Genomic DNA, 16,035 nt, shown 5'->3' with positions numbered 1-16,035 from the left:
TCCTTGGCTGGGCCGGTGTTACCGGCGGCAAAGCGTTAGGTATTGGCCTCCAGCCAGCCTTGCAGCAACAGCGCCGCGGCAATGGCGTCGACCGGATCGTCACGGTAGCTGCCGCGCTGGCCGCCACGGGCCTGGCGTTCGCCCTTGGCCTCGAAGGTGGTCAGGCGTTCGTCGTGGGTATGCACGGGCAGGTTGTAGCGGCCGTTGAGGCGGCGGGCGAATTTTTCGGCGCGGGCGCTCATTTCGCTGGGCGTGCCGTCCATGTTCAGCGGCAGGCCTACGACGATGGCGTCGGGTTGCCATTCGCCGATGAGTTTTTCCACCTGGTTCCAGTCGGGAACACCGTTCTGCGCCTTGAGGGTGCACAGCTCACGGGCCTGACCGGTGATGACCTGGCCCACCGCCACACCGATCTGCTTGGTGCCGTAGTCGAAGCCCAGCAACAGGCGCAGTTCAGCCATCAGGCGTGGCCTGCCTGGCTGGTCAGTAGACTCAGGGTGACGCCCAGGCTGGTGGCGGCCGCTTCACGGCGCAGCTCGTTGGGCGTGGCGAACAGAATATCGGGGGTGAACGGGCAGTTGAGCCAGGCGTTATCGGCCAGCTCTTCCTCGAGCTGGCCGGCTTCCCAGCCGGCATAGCCGAGGGTAATCAGGCTCTGCTGCGGGCCGCGGCCTTCGGCGATGGCGAACAGCACGTCCTGCGAGGTGGTCAGGCTCACGCCGTCGAGTTCGACGGTGGCCTGGTAGCTGCATTCGGGGCTGTGCAGGACGAAGCCGCGATCGGTCTGCACCGGGCCGCCGAGGTAGATCGGCACGTTCAGCGTGCGCGGGGCGGGTTCTTCATCCGGGCGCAACTGCTCGAGGATGTCGGCCAGGCTCAGCTCCTGCGGGCGATTCACCACCAAGCCCATCGCACCGTTGGCGTTGTGCTCGACGATATAGGTCAGGGTCTGGGCAAAGTTCGGATCGGCCATGTGCGGCATGGCGATCAGGAACTGATGCTTGAGATAGCTTGGGGTGTGGTTTTTCATGGCCGATAGTGTGGCGTCAGGTGACGAGACTGACAAGCTGCTCGCCAAGCTCAGATGTGATCAATTGCTCGACAAGCGGTCGCCACGGGCAAAACGCCAGGTGCGGACGATCTCCAAACGGTCGAATTCGGCCAGGTCTCCGGTGAACGGCGCGAACGGTGCCGACATGCGCACGATGCGCTGCGCGGCCTGGTCCAGCAAGGGCTGCCCGGACGATTCGAGCACCAGCACTTCATGCAGCGAGCCATCGCGGTTGATCGATACCATCAGCCGCAGGCTGCCATACAACTTCTGGCTGCGCGCTTCTTGCGGGTAGTTGAGGTTGCCGATGCGTTCGATCTTCTTGCGCCAGTCTTCCTTGTACCAGGCGCCTTTGTCGCGGGTCGTGGAGGCGGCGTTGAGGCGATGGATGCGCGGGCGCTTGGCGTACAGCTGCTGTTCGTTGGACAGCTCGGCTTCGAGGCTGGCGATCTGGCTGGAGAGCTGCGAGCTGTCGAAGTCCGGGGCCGGCGCGGCGGGCTTGGGCTGCGGCTTGCTTTCCTTGGGCCGCGGCTCGACCTTGGTCGGTTTTGGCGCCTTGGTGGTGACCACGGCTTTCTGCGGCGGCGGCGGCACTTCGCGGCGCGGCGCGGGGGGTGGGGAGATCGTGTTGACCTTGCTGTCCTGGAACGGTGCCACTTCTGTCGTGGTTGGCACCGCTTTCTTCTCCAGCGTGCCGCTGCCTTGCTGGTTGTCCTGGGCGAGGAAATCGGCCTTTTCCGGGGGCTTTTCGCTCTGGAAGGTCGACAAGGTGAAGTCGAGGGTCTGGCGCACTGGCTTGGGCGTGCTGACGCTGAAACTCACGCCGAGGATCAGCGCGATGTGCAATAACGCTGCAAGAAACAGGGTGAAACCCAGCCGATCCGCAGGGCGAACACGCGGCGGCAGCAGGTCGGGCGGGAGGTTGGCGGACAGCGTCATCGAATATCCAGCAAAGGCGCGGTGGGGCAGGTCAGCGGACGGGACCCGCATCATACCCCACTGCGCGGGCTTGCCGCGTGCTGGTGGTCAGCGCGGCTTGAGCTGACAGGCGATGGCGTCCATCAGTTGACCACCGATGTCCAGGCCGAAAGCGGCGTCGATCTCGCGGATGCAGGTCGGGCTGGTGACGTTGATTTCGGTCAGCGAGTCGCCGATCACGTCCAGGCCGACGAACAGCAGGCCTTTCTCGCGCAAGGTAGGGCCGACTTGCGCGGCGATCCAGCGGTCGCGCTCGGTCAGCGGGCGTGCTTCGCCACGGCCACCGGCCGCCAGGTTGCCGCGGGTTTCGCCGCTGGCTGGGATGCGCGCCAGGCAGTAGGGCACCGGCTCGCCATCGATCATCAGAATACGTTTGTCGCCATCGACGATAGCCGGCAGGTAGGCCTGCGCCATGATTTGCTGCTGGCCGTGCAGAGTCAGGGTTTCGAGGATCACCGAGAGGTTCGGGTCGCCCTGACGATGGCGGAACACCGAGGCGCCGCCCATGCCGTCCAATGGTTTGAGAATGACATCACCATGGCGCGCGGCGAATTCGCGGATCACATCGGCGCGGCGGCTGACCAGGGTCGGCGCGGTGCACTGCGGGAACAGCGTGGCGAACAGCTTTTCATTGCAGTCACGCAGGCTCTGCGGACGGTTGACCACCAGCACGCCATCGGCTTCGGCCTGCTCGAGCAGGTAGGTGCTGTAGATGAATTCCATGTCGAACGGTGGGTCTTTGCGCATCAGCACGACATCAAGCTCGTCGAGGGTGCTGTCCTGCTCTTCGCCCAGTTCGAACCAGCGCGTCGGATCGGCGAATACCTTCAGTGGGCGCATGCGTGCGCGGGCCTTGCCTTCACCCTGATAGAGGTCGCGCTGCTCCATGTAGAACAGGCTCCAGCCGCGGGCCTGGGCGGCCAGCAGCATGGCCAGCGAACTGTCCTTCTTGTAGGAGATGGACGCGATGGGGTCCATGACAATCCCGAGGCGAACGCTCATGGTAATTCCTCTTGGCGGCGTGCAGCCGCGATGGTTCGAAATGAAAAGTCGCTCAGGGTGGCGCCGCAGGCGCGGTCGGTCAAGGGGTGGGCAGATGGAACGCGCTCCCGGAGTATGCTAAAAATGCCCCCAGCTTCACGCCGCAAGCCGTGTCCGGCGCGCATGGCCCGATGGGCTCTGCGCTCGGCCTCGGCACGTGCCGACCCTCCCGAGAGCAGCCACGGTAATGCAACTTATGCAACAGCCCCTGAAGGTGATGGTGATCGACGATTCGCGCACGATCCGCCGTACTGCCCAGCTGCTGCTCGGCGAGGCGGGTTGCGAGGTGATCACCGCCAGCGACGGCTTCGATGCCCTGGCCAAGATCGTCGACCACGCGCCGCAGATCATCTTCGTCGACGTGCTGATGCCGCGCCTCGATGGCTACCAGACCTGCGCGCTGATCAAGCACAACAGCGCCTTCAAGGACATCCCGGTGATTCTGCTGTCGTCACGTGATGGCGTGTTCGACAAAGCCCGCGGTCGGGTGGTCGGCTCCGACCAGTTCCTGACCAAACCATTCAGCAAACAAGCGTTGCTCGACGCCCTGCGCGCCCATGTACCGGGATTCGTCGAGCAGCCACAACACGCCTCCTGACGGGGAAACAGCATGGCCCGAGTTCTGATTGTCGACGACTCGCCGACCGAGATTCACAAGCTCACCGACTGGCTGGAAAAGCACGGTCACCAGGTAATCAAGGCCAGCAATGGCGCCGACGGCGTTGCCCTGGCACGCCAGGAAAAGCCCGATGCGGTGCTGATGGATATCGTCATGCCGGGCATGAACGGCTTCCAGGCCACTCGCCAGCTGTCCAAGGATCCGGAAACCCGCGACATCCCGGTGCTGGTGGTGACCACCAAGGACCAGGACACCGACCGCATCTGGGCGACCCGCCAGGGCGCGCGTGATTTTCTCACCAAGCCTATCGACGAAGACGCCTTGATCAGCAAGCTCGACGAGGTGCTCAGGGCTTGACCACCCGGCCGCAAGGCGCGTCACTGACCGCTTTCGAACTGCTGCTGGACATCGACCGCCGCTGTCGCCTGCTGGTGGCCGATCAGCCCTTCGAACCCAGCCCGGCGCAAGCCTGGAGCGGCATCGGCTTTCGCATCGCCAGCCACTGGTTCGTCGCGCCCATGGGCGAGGTGGCCGAGGTGCTGCGCGAGCCGCGCAGCAGTCGCGTGCCGGGGGTGCGCCCGTGGGTGGTGGGGGTCGGCAACCTGCGCGGGCGCCTGCTGCCGGTGCTCGACCTGTCGAGTTTTCTCGGCCTGGCCCCGGTGGCGCCGGGCAAGCAGCGGCGGGTGTTGGTGCTCGACCACGAAGACCTGTTCGTCGGCCTGCTGGTCGACGAGGTCCTGGGCCTGCAGCACTTCGACCTCGAACACCTGCAACCCACGCCGCCCCAGCCTGTGCTGCGCAATGCCGCGCGCTTCGTCCAGGGGCATTTCCCCGGTGCACGCAACTGGGCGATCTTCAGCCCGTTCGCCCTGGCCCAGGCGCCAGGTTTTCTCGATGTGGCGTTGTAGAGGATGCTTTCTTGAGCAAGTCCAGCCCCGGTGTCAGCCCGCCACCGATGACCCAGCGCACCCGCAGTAGCGCACAGATCACCGTGCTGTTCGTGGTGTTGATTCTGTCGATCGTGCTGTTGTTCGCCAATTTCGCCTACCTCAACACCCAGTCGACCTATGACAAGCAGTACATCGGCCACGCCGGTGAATTGCGCGTGCTGTCCCAGCGCATCGCCAAGAACGCCACCGAGGCGGCTGCTGGCAAGGCTCTGGCGTTCAAGTTGCTGTCCGATGCGCGCAACGACTTCGACCGCCGCTGGGGCTACCTGCGCCGCGGCGACCCTGCCACCGGGCTGCCGGCCGCTCCGGCCGCGGTGCGCGACGAAATGGCCGCCGTCGGGCAGGACTGGGACAACCTGCTCAAGAACACCGATGTCATCCTTTCCAGCGAACAGACCGTACTGTCGCTGCACCAGGTGGCCGCGACCCTGGCCGAGACCGTGCCGCAACTGCAGGTCGAGTACGAAAAGGTGGTGGAGATCCTGCTCAAGAGTGGCGCCCCGGCCAGTCAGGTGGCCGTGGCCCAGCGCCAGTTGCTGCTGGCCGAGCGTATCCTCGGCTCGGTCAACACCGTGCTCGCCGGCGACGACACCACGGCCCAGGCCGCCGCCACCTTCGGCCGCGACGCCAACCGTTTCGGCCAGGTGCTGCAGGGCATGCTCAACGGCGACACGGCGCTGGAGATCAGCCGGGTCGAGGATGCCGATGCGCGCAACCGCCTGGGGGAAATCACCGAGCTGTTCCAGTTCGTCGCAGGCTCGGTGGATGAAATTCTCGAAACCTCGCCTGAGCTGCTGCGGGTGCGCGAGGCGGCGGGAAATATCTTCAGCCTGTCGCAGACCTTGCTCGACGAAGCCTCGCACCTGGCCAACAGCTTCGAGAACCTGGCCGGCAGTCGGACCCTGGACACCGTCGGCGGCTATGCCCTGGGCCTTTTGGCCCTGGCTTCGATCATCCTCATCGGCTCGATCATGGTCCGCGCCACGCGCCGGCAGTTGCGCGACACCGCGCAGAAGAACGAGCGCAACCAGCAGGCGATCATGCGCCTGCTCGATGAAATCGAAGAACTGGCCGATGGCGACCTGACCGTGTCGGTGGCAGTCACCGAAGACTTCACCGGGGCCATTGCCGACTCGATCAACTATTCGGTCGACCAGTTGCGCGAGCTGGTGACCACCATCAACCACAGCGCCGAGCAGGTCGCCGCCGCCGTGCAGGACACGCAGAATACCGCGCGCCAGCTGGCCAAGGCTTCCGAGCATCAGGCCGAGCAGATCAGCGAGGCGTCGGTGGCGGTGGGCGACATGGTCGAGTCGATCGACCGCGTTTCGGCCCACGCCTACGAGTCGGCCAAGGTCGCCGAACGTTCGGTGGCCATTGCCAACAAGGGCAACGAGGTGGTGCACAACACCATCGATGGCATGGACAACATCCGCGAGCAGATTCAGGACACCGCCAAGCGCATCAAGCGTCTGGGTGAGTCGTCCCAGGAAATCGGCGACATCGTCAGCCTGATCGACGACATCGCCGAGCAGACCAACATCCTCGCCCTCAATGCTGCGATTCAGGCTTCGCTGGCCGGTGAAGCCGGGCGCGGCTTCGCCGTGGTCGCCGATGAAGTGCAGCGCCTGGCCGAGCGCTCGTCCTCGGCCACCCGTCAGATCGAAGCGCTGGTGCGCACCATCCAGACCGACACCAACGAGGCGGTGATCTCCATGGAGCAGACCACCGCCGAAGTGGTGCGCGGCGCGCGCCTGGCGCAGGACGCCGGGGTGGCGTTGGCAGAGATCGAAGGCGTGTCGCAGACCCTCGCCGAGCTGATTCTGAGCATTTCCGATGCCGCGCAGTTGCAGACTTCATCGGCGGGGCAGATTTCCCACACCATGTCGGTGATCCAGCAAATCACCGCGCAGACCTCGGCAGGCTCCGGCGCCACCGCCGACAGCATCCGCCACCTGGCGCGCATGGCCAGCGAGATGCGCCGCTCGGTGTCCGGCTTCACCTTGCCGAACACGACGCCGCCGCAATGAGGAGGCCAGCATGGCGCCTGCCGCAGTGACCCTGGAGCGCCACGATACGGTGGGACTGGCCTGGAGCAAGGCGGCCATTCTCGACAGCTTGCAGCTGGCCCGTCAGGCCCTCGAACAGTTCGCCCGGGAGCCGGCCGAGGCGGCGCCATTGAGCGAGTTCGTCAGCCAGTTGCATCAGGTGCAGGGCTGCCTGCGCGTGCTGGAGCTACGCGGCGCAGCGCACCTGGCCGAAGAAATGGAGTTGCTCGGTGCGGCGCTGGCGGCCAGTGCCCAGCCTGCGCGTGGCGAGTGCCTGGGGGCGCTGTTCCGCGGCCTGGAGCAGTTGCCGGCGTACCTCGAACGGCTGCGCGGCGCCCGCCACGACCTGCCGCTGGTGATGCTGCCGCTGCTCAACCAGCTGCGCCACTGCCGCGGCCTGGAGCCGCTGGCCGAAAGCAGCCTGAACCAGGCCGGTGCGCCAGCGGCGGCGGCTGCCGACCTGGCGGATCTGGACGTGTCGCTGGGCAACTGGCGCGAACAGCTGCAGGCCGGCCAGGGCCGCGATGCCCTGCGCTCGGTGGTGATTGCCCTGTGTGACGACCTGATCCGCATCAAGGAACGGCTCGACCACTTCGTGCGCAGCGATCGCCACGACGCCAGCCAGATGGACACCCTGCTGGCGCCGCTGCGCCAGATCGCCGACACCCTGGCGGTGCTCGGCTTCCAGCAGCCGCGGCGGGTGATCATCGACCAGGTGCTGGCGCTGCAAGGCTTGCCGGCGCACAACCATGCCGGTGCCGATGCGCTGTTGATGGATGTGGCCGGCGCGCTGTTGTACGTCGAGGCCACCCTCAACGGCATGGTCGGGCCGCTGGAAGACAACGACCCGGCGAGCCTGCCCGGCTCCGATCTGCTGGAGATCCGCCAGCAGGTGCTGAGCGAGTGCCAGGGGGTGGTGCAACAGGCCAGGGAACTGATCGCCGATTGCCTCGACGACGACTGGTCGTGGCAGCGTCTGCAAGGCGTGCCGGGGCTGCTGCAACAGGCGCGCGGCGCCTTGAGCATGCTGATGCTGGCAGAGGCCGCCGAGGTGCTCGGCGGGTGCGCCGCGTATACCCAGGGCTGGCTCAACGACCTCGACCAGCGCCCGCACGCCGCGACCCTTGAACCGTTCGCCGAGGCCCTGTGCGCAGCCGAATTCTACTTGCAATGGCAATTGGCCGACCCGCTGGCCGATGCCCGCCCGCTGTTGCAGCGGGCCTGTGCCAGCCTGGCAGTGTTAGGCGTACCGTGTCAGCAGCGAGCCTCCACGGCGGTAGCGTCCGAGGCCCTGGACGACGGGCTGCGCGAGGTGTTTCTCGAAGAGGCCGGCGAGCTGCTGGCCGAAATCGAACGGCAGTGGTCGCTGTGGCGTGCAGAGCAGACCAGCTCGGCACTGGGCGAGCTGCGCCGGGCCTTGCACACGCTCAAGGGCAGTGGCCGCATGGTCCATGCCGAGGCCTTGGCGGCGCTGGCCTGGGGTGCCGAGCATCTGCTCAATCGCGTGCTCGACGGGCGCATCAGCCTGAGCCGGGATGGCCAGGCGGCGTTGCAACAGGTGTTCGTGCGTTTGCCGGACCTGATCGCCGATTACGCCGGGGGGCAACTGGCATCGTCTGCGGAAAACCAGGCGCTGGCCGATCATTTGCACGCCTTGGCCCAGGATCAGGCCGCGCAGGTGGCCGACACCGACGGCCTCGACCCGCACTTGCTCGGAGTGTTCGCCCGTGAGGCCGCAGGCCACTTGCACGCGCTGGAGGCCTTCCTGCAACTGGCAGGCGGCAGCGAGGCGGGCATCAGCGACGCGCTGCAGCGGGCGCTGCACACCCTCAAGGGCAGCGCGGCCATGGCTGGGGTCGAGCCCATGGCGCAGTTGGCCACCGCCCTCGACCGCTTGGTGCGTGAGTTCAAGAGTTATGGCGTGCCGCTGGGCGCGGCGCAGTTGCAGCAGTTGCAGGCTGCCCATGGCCTGTTGCAGCGCGGCCTCGCGCAGCTCGACAGCGCTCCTCTGGCGGCCATCGCCGGTGCTGGCGAACTGATCGAGCAGATCGAACAGAGCGTGCAGCAGGCCCTGGCGCAACTGTCGTCCGCCGAGCAGCCTGCCGTCCGTGATCCCCAGGCCACCGCACGCCTGCTGGGTGAGGCCATGGACCACGTGCTCGAAGCCGAGGCCGCGTTGGCACGTTGGCAGGCAGCCCCCGCGCAGCGCGATCAGCTCGATGGGCTGCTCGATGAGCTGACTGCGCTCGGGCATGCCGCGCATCTGGCCGATCTTTGGTCGCTGGACCAGTTGTGCGAGAGCCTGCTCGATCTGCTCGGCGCGGTCGAAGAGGGCAGCCTGGCCGCTACCGACACGCTGTTCGAACTGGTGGCGCAGGGGCTCGAAGGCATGCTCGACATGCTCGATGAGGTCGCCGCCGGGCAGGATGTCGAGCCACGGCCGGCGCTGCTGGCGCGCTTGCACGAACACCTGCACAGCGCGCTGGACCCGGCCAGCCTGGGCCTGGTTGGGCCGCAGGGCGTGCGTCCTCTGGAGCTGCCCGCGTCGAGCGACACGGCCGAGGGTGAGATCGAGGCTGCGTCCGAACTGGACGAAGCGCCGGGCGACAAGGCGCTGCTGGAGGTGTTTCTCGAAGAAAGCTCGGACATCGTCGAAAGCTCGGCCACGGCCCTGGCGCGCTGGCAGGCCGACCCACGCAACACCGCCGAGGTCGAAACCCTGCTGCGCGACCTGCACACCCTCAAGGGCGGCGCACGGATGGTCGAGATCAGCGCCATCGGCGATCTGGCCCACGAGCTGGAGTTTCTCTATGAGCTGCTCGCCGCCGGTCGGCTGCCGCCGAGCCTGGCGCTGTTCAGTCTGTTGCAGAACTGCCACGACCGTCTCGCGCACATGCTCGATGCGGTGCGCCTCGAGCAGCCACTGCATGCCGCCACCGCGCTGATCGATTACATCCGCAACTTCACCAGTTCCGCGTTGAACGACACGGTAGCCGGGGTGCTGCCCAGCGAGGCAGCGCCGGCCGAAGCCCCTGCAGCCACCCATGAGCGCGCCACCGGCGACATGGTCAAGGTCGATGCCGAACTGCTCGACGAGCTGGGCAACCTGGCCAGCGAGCACTCGATCCTGCGCGGGCGCATCGAACAGCAGGTCAACGATGGCCAGTTCGCCCTCAACGAGATGGAAACCACCCTCGAGCGCATGCGCGACCAGTTGCTGCGCCTGGACAACGAAACCCAGAGCCGGGTGCTCAGCCGTCATCAGGCCGAAGGCGATGCCTATGACGACTTCGACCCGCTGGAAATGGACCGCCATTCGCAGTTGCAGCAGCTCTCGCGGGCGCTGTTCGAGTCGGCCTCCGACCTGCTCGACCTCAAGGAAACCCTGGCCCAGCGCGCCCAGCACACCCACGGCCTGTTGCAGCAGCAGGCGCGCATCAACAGCCAGTTGCAGGAGGGCCTGACTGCCACTCTGATGGTGCCGTTCGAGCGGCTGGTGCCGCGCCTGCAACGGGTGGTGCGCCAGGTCGCGAGCGAACTGGGCAAGCAGGTGGAGCTGGTGGTGGGCAATGCCGAGGGCGAGTTGGACCGCAGCGTGCTCGAACGCATGGTTGCGCCGCTCGAACACATGCTGCGCAACGCCGTCGACCACGGCCTGGAAACCAGCAGCGCCCGGCGCGCGGCGGGCAAGCCGGAGCAGGGCACCATCCACCTGGGCCTGCTCCACGAGGGCGCCGACATCGTCATCGAAATGAGCGATGACGGCGCTGGGGTGCCCTTGGAGGCCGTGCGCAAGAAAGCCATCAAGCGCGGCCTGCTCGACCCTGAGGCGACCCTCAGCGATCACGAAGTGTTGCAGTTCATCCTGCGTCCGGGCTTTTCCACCGCCGAGAAGATCACGCAGATTTCCGGGCGTGGCCTGGGCATGGACGTGGTGCATGAGGAGGTCAAGCAACTGGGCGGTTCGATGAGCATCGAGTCCAGTCCCGGCAAGGGCGCGCGGTTCCAGATCCGTCTGCCGTTCACCGTGTCGCTGAACCGTGCGCTGATGGTGCACCTGGGCGAAGAGCAATACGCCATTGGCCTGAACACCATCGAGGGGGTGGTGCGCGTGCCGCCGGCCGAGCTGGAAGCGTGCTATCGCCTCGATCCGCCGCAGTACGTGTATGCCGGCTACCAGTACCAGCTGCGCTACCTGGGCGAGCTGCTGCAAGGCACGCCGCAGCCGAACCTGCTGGGTCAGAGCGTGCCGCTGCCGGTGTTGCTGGTGCATTCCCAGGAACAGTCGTTCGCCATCCAGGTCGATGGCCTGTCGCCAAGCCGCGAGATCGTGGTCAAGAGCCTTGGCCCGCAATTCGCCGCGGTGCCGGGCCTGGCTGGGGCGACCTTGCTGGGCGATGGCCGGGTGGTGCTGATTCTTGACCTGCTCGGCCAGTTGCGCGGCCAGCAGCGGCGCCTGGCGCGCTTGCCTTCGGCGGCACGCAGCACGCCCATGCTGCCGGGCAGCAGCCGGCAGCGTTCGTTGCTGGTGATGGTGGTGGACGATTCGGTGACGGTACGCAAGGTCACCAGCCGCCTGCTCGAGCGCCACGGCATGAGCGTGCTGACCGCCAAGGACGGGGTCGATGCCATGGCCTTGCTGCAAGAACATTGCCCCGACGTGCTGTTGCTGGACATCGAAATGCCGCGCATGGACGGCTTCGAAGTGGCCACGCGCATTCGCCAGGATGAACGCCTCAGGCACCTGCCGATCATCATGATCACCTCGCGCAGCGGGCAGAAACACCGCGAGCGGGCTATGGCCATCGGCGTCAACGAATACCTGGGCAAGCCGTATCAGGAATCGCAACTGCTGCACAGCATCGCCCACTGGAGTGCCCCGCATGCTTGAACACATCGTCGGCCAGCGCAGCAGCCTCACCGGGCTGCTGTTGCCGTTGGGCGACCGCACGTTGCTGCTGCCCAATGTCGCCATCGCCGAGCTGGTTGGCCAGCGCCAGCTGAGCTGCGAGCAAGGCGCGCTCGACTGGCACATGGGCTGGCTCGACTGGCGCCAGCAGCGGCTGCCACTGATCGGTTTCGAAGCGGCCTGCGGCGGCCACACCCCTTGCGGCGAGCGTGCACGCATCGTCGTGCTCAATGCCCTGGGCGACACCGGCCTGCGCTACCTGGCGCTGCTGCTGCAAGGCATTCCGCGCTCGTGCAAGCTCGACAGCCAGCTCAATTACGTTGACGTGCCGCTGGCCGAACTGGAACTGGCTGCCGTTCAGGTGGCCGAACAGGTGGTGCGGGTGCCGGACCTGGCCGCACTGGAGCGCCTGGTGCGTGACGCACAGTTGTAAAGTCGTCCGCGCAAGATGGTGGCCTGCGTCTGTTTCTGGCTGCAAGAAGCTTGCGCCAGAGCCTTCGCCGAGTCGCGGATGATTCGCTACCAAGGAACCCGAGCAGTCACAGGAGGTCTGTTCCTGCATGTACTACGGTGAACGTTTCAACGCTTGGACCCATCTGGTCGGCGCCGTTCTGGCTGCCATCGGGGCGCTCTGGTTGATCATCACGGCGGGGCTGCAAGGCGATCCGTGGAAGATCGTCAGCTTCTCCATTTACGGCTTCACCCTGCTGTTGCTCTACAGCATTTCCACCCTCTACCACAGCACCCGCGGGCGAGCGAAGGTGATCATGCGCAAGCTCGATCACCTGTCGATCTACCTGCTGATCGCCGGCAGCTACACGCCTTTCTGCCTGGTCAGCCTACGTGGGCCGTGGGGCTGGAGCCTGTTCGGCGTGGTCTGGGGGCTGGCCGCGATCGGCATGTTGCAGGAAATCAAACCGCGCTCCGAAGCGCGGGTGCTGTCGATCATCATCTATGCGCTGATGGGCTGGATCGTGCTGGTGGCGGTCAAGCCGTTGCTCGCGACCCTGGGCGCGGCCGGCTTCGCCTGGCTGGCCGCAGGCGGCGTCTTCTACACCGTCGGCATCATCTTCTTCGCCTTCGACCGGCGTTTCCGCCACTGGCACGGCATCTGGCACCTGTTCGTCATCGCCGGTAGCCTGCTGCACTTCATCGCGGTGTTCTTCTACGTGCGCTAGGCGCGCTAGAAATCGCCCCACAGCTGCTGCGCCACTGCCAACGCCACCACCGGTGCCGTTTCGGTGCGCAGCACCCGAGGGCCGAGCCGGGCAGGGTGGAAGCCGGCGGCACTGGCTTGGTCCACTTCAGCGTCGCTCAGGCCACCTTCAGGGCCGATCAGAAAGGCCAGCCGTGCTGGTTTGGCATGGCTGGTCAGCGGCGCCGCCACGGGGTGCAGCACCAGCTTCAGGTCGGCCTCAGTGCTGCCGAGCCATTCGGCAAGAGTCTGTGGCGGGTTGATCTGCGGCAGGGTCGAGCGGCCACATTGCTCGCAGGCGCTGATCGCCACTTGCCGCCAGTGCGCCAGGCGCTTGTCGGCGCGCTCGTCCTTCAGACGCACTTCGCAGCGCTCGCTGACGATTGGGGTGATGGCTGTTACGCCCAGTTCGGTGGCCTTCTGAATCGCCCAGTCCATGCGCTCGCCGCGCGACACCCCCTGGCCCAGGTGAATGTGCAGCGGCGAGTCGGTCTGGCCGGGCAGCACCTGGTCCAGCGCAACCCGCACGGTTTTCTTGCCCACTTCCAGCAACTGCCCGAGAAACTCCTGACCACTGCCGTCGAACAGTTGCACGGCATCGCCCGGGTTCATGCGCAACACGCGGCCAATGTAGTGGGCCTGCGCTTCGGGCAGGTCGTGCTCGCCAAGGCTCAAGGGGGCGTCGATGAAAAAGCGTGAGAGTCGCATGGTTTGTCTCGATGGAAGTGTGGCTCGATGGAAACGCGGTCACCCTGTGGGAGCGGTCGGTTCGGCGCTCCGATTGGCCGCCAACGCCCCACAGGACTTGGGGGGCTATCAACCCGGATCACGAAAATCAGGGTGGAAGTCAGCCGGCACCGCCACGCTGACACTGTCGCGGGTGGCGATGTCGATGCCTTCGCTGGCGACCTCGGCGAGGAAGTCGATTTGCTCGGGGGTAATCACATACGGCGGCAGGAAATACACCACGCTGCCCAGCGGACGCAGCAGCGCGCCACGGCTCAGGGCGTGTTCGAAGACTTTCAGGCCACGCCGTTCCTGCCAGGGGTAGGCCAGCTTGCCGTCGCGTGACTTGACCATCTCGATGGCCAGGGCCATGCCGGTCTGGCGAATTTCACCGACGTGGGCGTGGTCGGCCAAGTGCGCGGTGGCGCTGCCCATGCGCGTGGCCAGGGCCTTGTTGGCCTCGATGACCTGGTCTTCGGCGAAGATGTCCAGGGTCGCCAGAGCCGCCGCGCAGGCCAGCGGATTGCCGGTGTAGCTGTGCGAATGGAGGAAGGCGCGCAGGGTCGGGTAGTCGTCGTAGAAGGCCTGGTAGACCTGGTTGGTGGTCAGGCACGCGGCCAGCGGCAGGTAGCCACCGGTGAGGGCCTTGGACAGGCAGAGGAAATCCGGGCGGATACCGGCCTGCTCGCAGGCGAACATCGTTCCGGTGCGGCCGAAGCCGACGGCGATCTCGTCGTGGATCAGGTGCACGTCGTAGCGGTCGCAGGCCTCGCGCAGCAGCTTGAGGTACACCGGGTGATACATGCGCATGCCGCCAGCACCCTGAATCAGCGGCTCGATGATCACCGCACTGATGCTGGCGTGGTGCTCGGCCAGGGTCTGCTCCATGGCCGCGAACATCGTTCGCGAGTGGTCTTCCCAGCTCACTCCTTCAGGGCGGTGGTAGCAGTCCGGGCTGGGCACCTTGAGGGTGTCGAGCAGCAGGGCCTTGTAGGTTTCGGTGAACAGCGGCACATCGCCCACCGACATCGCCGCGATGGTCTCGCCGTGGTAGCTGTTGGTCAGGGTGACGAAGCGCTTCTTCTCTGGCCGGCCGGTGTTGTGCCAGTAGTGGAAGCTCATCTTCAGCGCCACTTCGATGCACGACGAGCCATTGTCGGCGTAGAACACCCGGTCGAGTCCATCGGGGGTCAGCGCCACCAGGCGTTCGGACAGCTCGATCACCGGCTGGTGACTGAAGCCTGCGAGGATCACGTGCTCGAGCTGGTCGACCTGATCCTTGATGCGCTGGCCGATGCGCGGATTGGCATGGCCAAACACATTGACCCACCAGGAGCTGACCGCGTCCAGGTAGCGCTTGCCTTCGAAGTCTTCCAGCCATACCCCTTCGCCGCGCTTGATCGGGATCAGCGGCAGGTGCTCGTGATCTTTCATCTGGGTGCAGGGGTGCCACAGGACTTCGAGGTCACGTTGCATCCACTGTTGATTGAGCCCCATGGGCGGTTCTCCTGGCGGCGTACGGGTAAAAGAGCGCGTAAGCCTAAGAGAAGCGGCCGTGTCGAACAACCCAAACGGTCGCGTCCCGAGCAATGGGTAATTGATCCCGTGTGCACTCTGCCCACGCATGTTCATCAGAAGTCGAGATTGACCATGTAAGGATTAATCCTTACCATCCGCCAAGCACTTTTAGGAGAACGCTCATGCCTGCCATCCATGAAATTGCCACCCTGACCTCAAAAGGCCAGATCACTCTACCCAAGACCGTTCGTCAGCTATTGGGCATTGATACCGGTGGCAAAGTCGCATTTGACGTGCGCGGTGGTGAAGTTGTCGTCAGCCGTGTCGAAGTCATGCATGAAGACCCCGCCATCGGCGCCTTCCTTGGGTTGCTGGAGGCCGACATCCGCAGTGGGCAAAACATCACCGCGCTGCCGCAGGGGCTGGCACAGAGCATGCTCGCCAATGCTGGTCTTGATGTGGACCTGGACGAAGAGATCGAAGGTGAGGTCGCGCTCTGATGCAGCGACATGGTTGGACACTGTTGTTCCATGAAGGTGTGATCGTACAGCTACGCAAGCTACAGGAAGCGGCTGCCAGGGCTGAACACAACGATCCACAAGGTTTTGAAAGCAATGCCAACGTCAAACTCTTCCGGGCCTTGAGCCAGTTGATCCTCGACGTGGTCCCAAAAGACCCAGCCCGGGATGATTTTCGCCAGGGCAATACCCTGGGAACGGCCTATCGCCATTGGCGGCGAGCGAAGATCGGCAGACGGTTCAGGCTGTTCTTTCGCTACGATTCTAAATCCAGGCTGATCGTCTATGCGTGGGTCAATGACGAGAACACGTTGAGGTCAGCGGGCAGCAAATCCGATCCTTACACCGTGTTCGAGAGGATGCTCGGTCGGGGCCACCCTCCGGATGACTGGGATGCGCTCATCGCCGCCACTCGAAGTGACTGGAAAGCGTCCGAGACCTCTGATGCCTGAGCCTCGGCGGCAATCAGCGCGCCAACAGAC

15 protein-coding genes are annotated in these 16,035 nt (G+C 65.5%); 9 read left to right on the top strand and 6 right to left on the bottom strand.

The window, feature by feature from the left end; translation table 11 throughout:
- Positions 1–35: 35 nt before the first annotated feature.
- From ruvX to gshB, 4 genes are all read right to left on the bottom strand, one after another.
- Positions 36–461, bottom strand: a complete 426-nt coding sequence (gene ruvX / locus LK03_RS03635; RefSeq protein ID WP_028693537.1) for a Holliday junction resolvase RuvX — start codon at positions 459–461, stop codon at positions 36–38.
- Complete coding sequence (locus LK03_RS03630; RefSeq protein WP_038411114.1) at positions 461–1,030, bottom strand: YqgE/AlgH family protein; 570 nt, start codon at positions 1,028–1,030, stop codon at positions 461–463. Before LK03_RS03630 ends, ruvX begins: the two co-directional genes overlap by 1 nt.
- A gap of 60 nt (positions 1,031–1,090) precedes the next feature.
- A complete protein-coding gene (locus tag LK03_RS03625; protein ID WP_038411113.1) occupies positions 1,091–1,990 on the bottom strand; it encodes an energy transducer TonB in 900 nt (299 codons plus the stop codon).
- An 87-nt stretch (positions 1,991–2,077) separates the two neighbouring features.
- Complete coding sequence (gene gshB / locus LK03_RS03620; protein WP_038411112.1) at positions 2,078–3,031, bottom strand: glutathione synthase; 954 nt, start codon at positions 3,029–3,031, stop codon at positions 2,078–2,080.
- Between the two features lie 235 nt (positions 3,032–3,266).
- Here gshB and LK03_RS03615 point away from each other — a divergent pair, with 235 nt between their 5' ends.
- From LK03_RS03615 to trhA, 7 genes are all read left to right on the top strand, one after another.
- The gene (locus tag LK03_RS03615; protein ID WP_038411111.1) at positions 3,267–3,668 is read left to right on the top strand and encodes a response regulator; all 402 of its coding nucleotides are present in this window, start codon (positions 3,267–3,269) and stop codon (positions 3,666–3,668) included.
- Positions 3,669–3,680: 12 nt separating this feature from the next.
- Positions 3,681–4,046, top strand: a complete 366-nt coding sequence (gene pilH, locus LK03_RS03610; protein ID WP_038411110.1) for a twitching motility response regulator PilH — start codon at positions 3,681–3,683, stop codon at positions 4,044–4,046.
- Positions 4,043–4,597, top strand: coding sequence for a chemotaxis protein CheW (locus tag LK03_RS03605; protein ID WP_038411109.1), 555 nt, complete (start codon positions 4,043–4,045; stop codon positions 4,595–4,597). The genes pilH and LK03_RS03605 overlap by 4 nt, the downstream gene beginning before the upstream one ends.
- 47 nt (positions 4,598–4,644) lie before the next feature.
- A complete protein-coding gene (locus LK03_RS03600) occupies positions 4,645–6,669 on the top strand; it encodes a methyl-accepting chemotaxis protein (protein WP_167334513.1) in 2,025 nt (674 codons plus the stop codon).
- 10 nt (positions 6,670–6,679) lie between these two features.
- Positions 6,680–11,578 carry a hybrid sensor histidine kinase/response regulator gene (locus LK03_RS03595; RefSeq protein WP_038411107.1) on the top strand — a complete coding sequence of 1,633 codons (4,899 nt, stop codon included), beginning with the start codon at positions 6,680–6,682 and terminating at the stop codon, positions 11,576–11,578.
- A complete protein-coding gene (locus LK03_RS03590) occupies positions 11,571–12,029 on the top strand; it encodes a chemotaxis protein CheW (protein ID WP_038411106.1) in 459 nt (152 codons plus the stop codon). Before LK03_RS03595 ends, LK03_RS03590 begins: the two co-directional genes overlap by 8 nt.
- Before the next feature lie 127 nt (positions 12,030–12,156).
- Entirely contained in the window at positions 12,157–12,774 is a 618-nt protein-coding gene (trhA, locus tag LK03_RS03585; protein ID WP_038411105.1) for a PAQR family membrane homeostasis protein TrhA, read from the top strand.
- Positions 12,775–12,779: 5 nt separating this feature from the next.
- Here the strand turns inward: trhA and LK03_RS03580 are convergent, their stop codons facing one another.
- The gene (locus LK03_RS03580; RefSeq protein WP_038411104.1) at positions 12,780–13,499 is read right to left on the bottom strand and encodes a 16S rRNA (uracil(1498)-N(3))-methyltransferase; all 720 of its coding nucleotides are present in this window, start codon (positions 13,497–13,499) and stop codon (positions 12,780–12,782) included.
- Positions 13,500–13,607: 108 nt separating this feature from the next.
- Positions 13,608–15,014: an adenosylmethionine--8-amino-7-oxononanoate transaminase gene (locus LK03_RS03575; protein WP_038411103.1), complete on the bottom strand. Its 1,407-nt coding sequence runs from the start codon at positions 15,012–15,014 to the stop codon at positions 13,608–13,610.
- 203 nt (positions 15,015–15,217) lie between these two features.
- Here LK03_RS03575 and LK03_RS03570 point away from each other — a divergent pair, with 203 nt between their 5' ends.
- Together LK03_RS03570 and LK03_RS03565 are read left to right on the top strand one after the other, a co-directional pair.
- Positions 15,218–15,535 (top strand): type II toxin-antitoxin system PrlF family antitoxin, encoded by a 318-nt coding sequence (locus LK03_RS03570; protein ID WP_038411102.1) that lies wholly within the window; start codon positions 15,218–15,220, stop codon positions 15,533–15,535.
- Positions 15,535–16,005 (top strand): type II toxin-antitoxin system YhaV family toxin, encoded by a 471-nt coding sequence (locus tag LK03_RS03565; RefSeq protein WP_038411101.1) that lies wholly within the window; start codon positions 15,535–15,537, stop codon positions 16,003–16,005. The genes LK03_RS03570 and LK03_RS03565 overlap by 1 nt, the downstream gene beginning before the upstream one ends.
- Positions 16,006–16,035 lie beyond the last annotated feature (30 nt).

The sequence above is a fragment of the Pseudomonas cremoricolorata genome (genome assembly GCF_000759535.1).
GTDB classification, from domain to species: domain Bacteria; phylum Pseudomonadota; class Gammaproteobacteria; order Pseudomonadales; family Pseudomonadaceae; genus Aquipseudomonas; species Aquipseudomonas cremoricolorata_A.
Note: the sequence above shows the minus strand (reverse complement) of the source record. Positions and strands in the feature narration are given on the sequence as shown.

Coding starts and splice junctions, on each gene's coding strand:
- LK03_RS03615 (WP_038411111.1), top strand. CDS start 3,267: ATGCAACAGCCCCTGAAGGTGATGGTGATCGACGATTCGCGCACGATC.
- trhA (WP_038411105.1), top strand. CDS start 12,157: ATGTACTACGGTGAACGTTTCAACGCTTGGACCCATCTGGTCGGCGCC.
- pilH (WP_038411110.1), top strand. CDS start 3,681: ATGGCCCGAGTTCTGATTGTCGACGACTCGCCGACCGAGATTCACAAG.
- LK03_RS03580 (WP_038411104.1), bottom strand. CDS start 13,499: ATGCGACTCTCACGCTTTTTCATCGACGCCCCCTTGAGCCTTGGCGAG.
- gshB (WP_038411112.1), bottom strand. CDS start 3,031: ATGAGCGTTCGCCTCGGGATTGTCATGGACCCCATCGCGTCCATCTCC.
- LK03_RS03565 (WP_038411101.1), top strand. CDS start 15,535: ATGCAGCGACATGGTTGGACACTGTTGTTCCATGAAGGTGTGATCGTA.
- ruvX (WP_028693537.1), bottom strand. CDS start 461: ATGGCTGAACTGCGCCTGTTGCTGGGCTTCGACTACGGCACCAAGCAG.
- LK03_RS03595 (WP_038411107.1), top strand. CDS start 6,680: ATGGCGCCTGCCGCAGTGACCCTGGAGCGCCACGATACGGTGGGACTG.
- LK03_RS03600 (WP_167334513.1), top strand. CDS start 4,645: ATGACCCAGCGCACCCGCAGTAGCGCACAGATCACCGTGCTGTTCGTG.
- LK03_RS03625 (WP_038411113.1), bottom strand. CDS start 1,990: ATGACGCTGTCCGCCAACCTCCCGCCCGACCTGCTGCCGCCGCGTGTT.
- LK03_RS03570 (WP_038411102.1), top strand. CDS start 15,218: ATGCCTGCCATCCATGAAATTGCCACCCTGACCTCAAAAGGCCAGATC.
- LK03_RS03590 (WP_038411106.1), top strand. CDS start 11,571: ATGCTTGAACACATCGTCGGCCAGCGCAGCAGCCTCACCGGGCTGCTG.
- LK03_RS03575 (WP_038411103.1), bottom strand. CDS start 15,014: ATGGGGCTCAATCAACAGTGGATGCAACGTGACCTCGAAGTCCTGTGG.
- LK03_RS03630 (WP_038411114.1), bottom strand. CDS start 1,030: ATGAAAAACCACACCCCAAGCTATCTCAAGCATCAGTTCCTGATCGCC.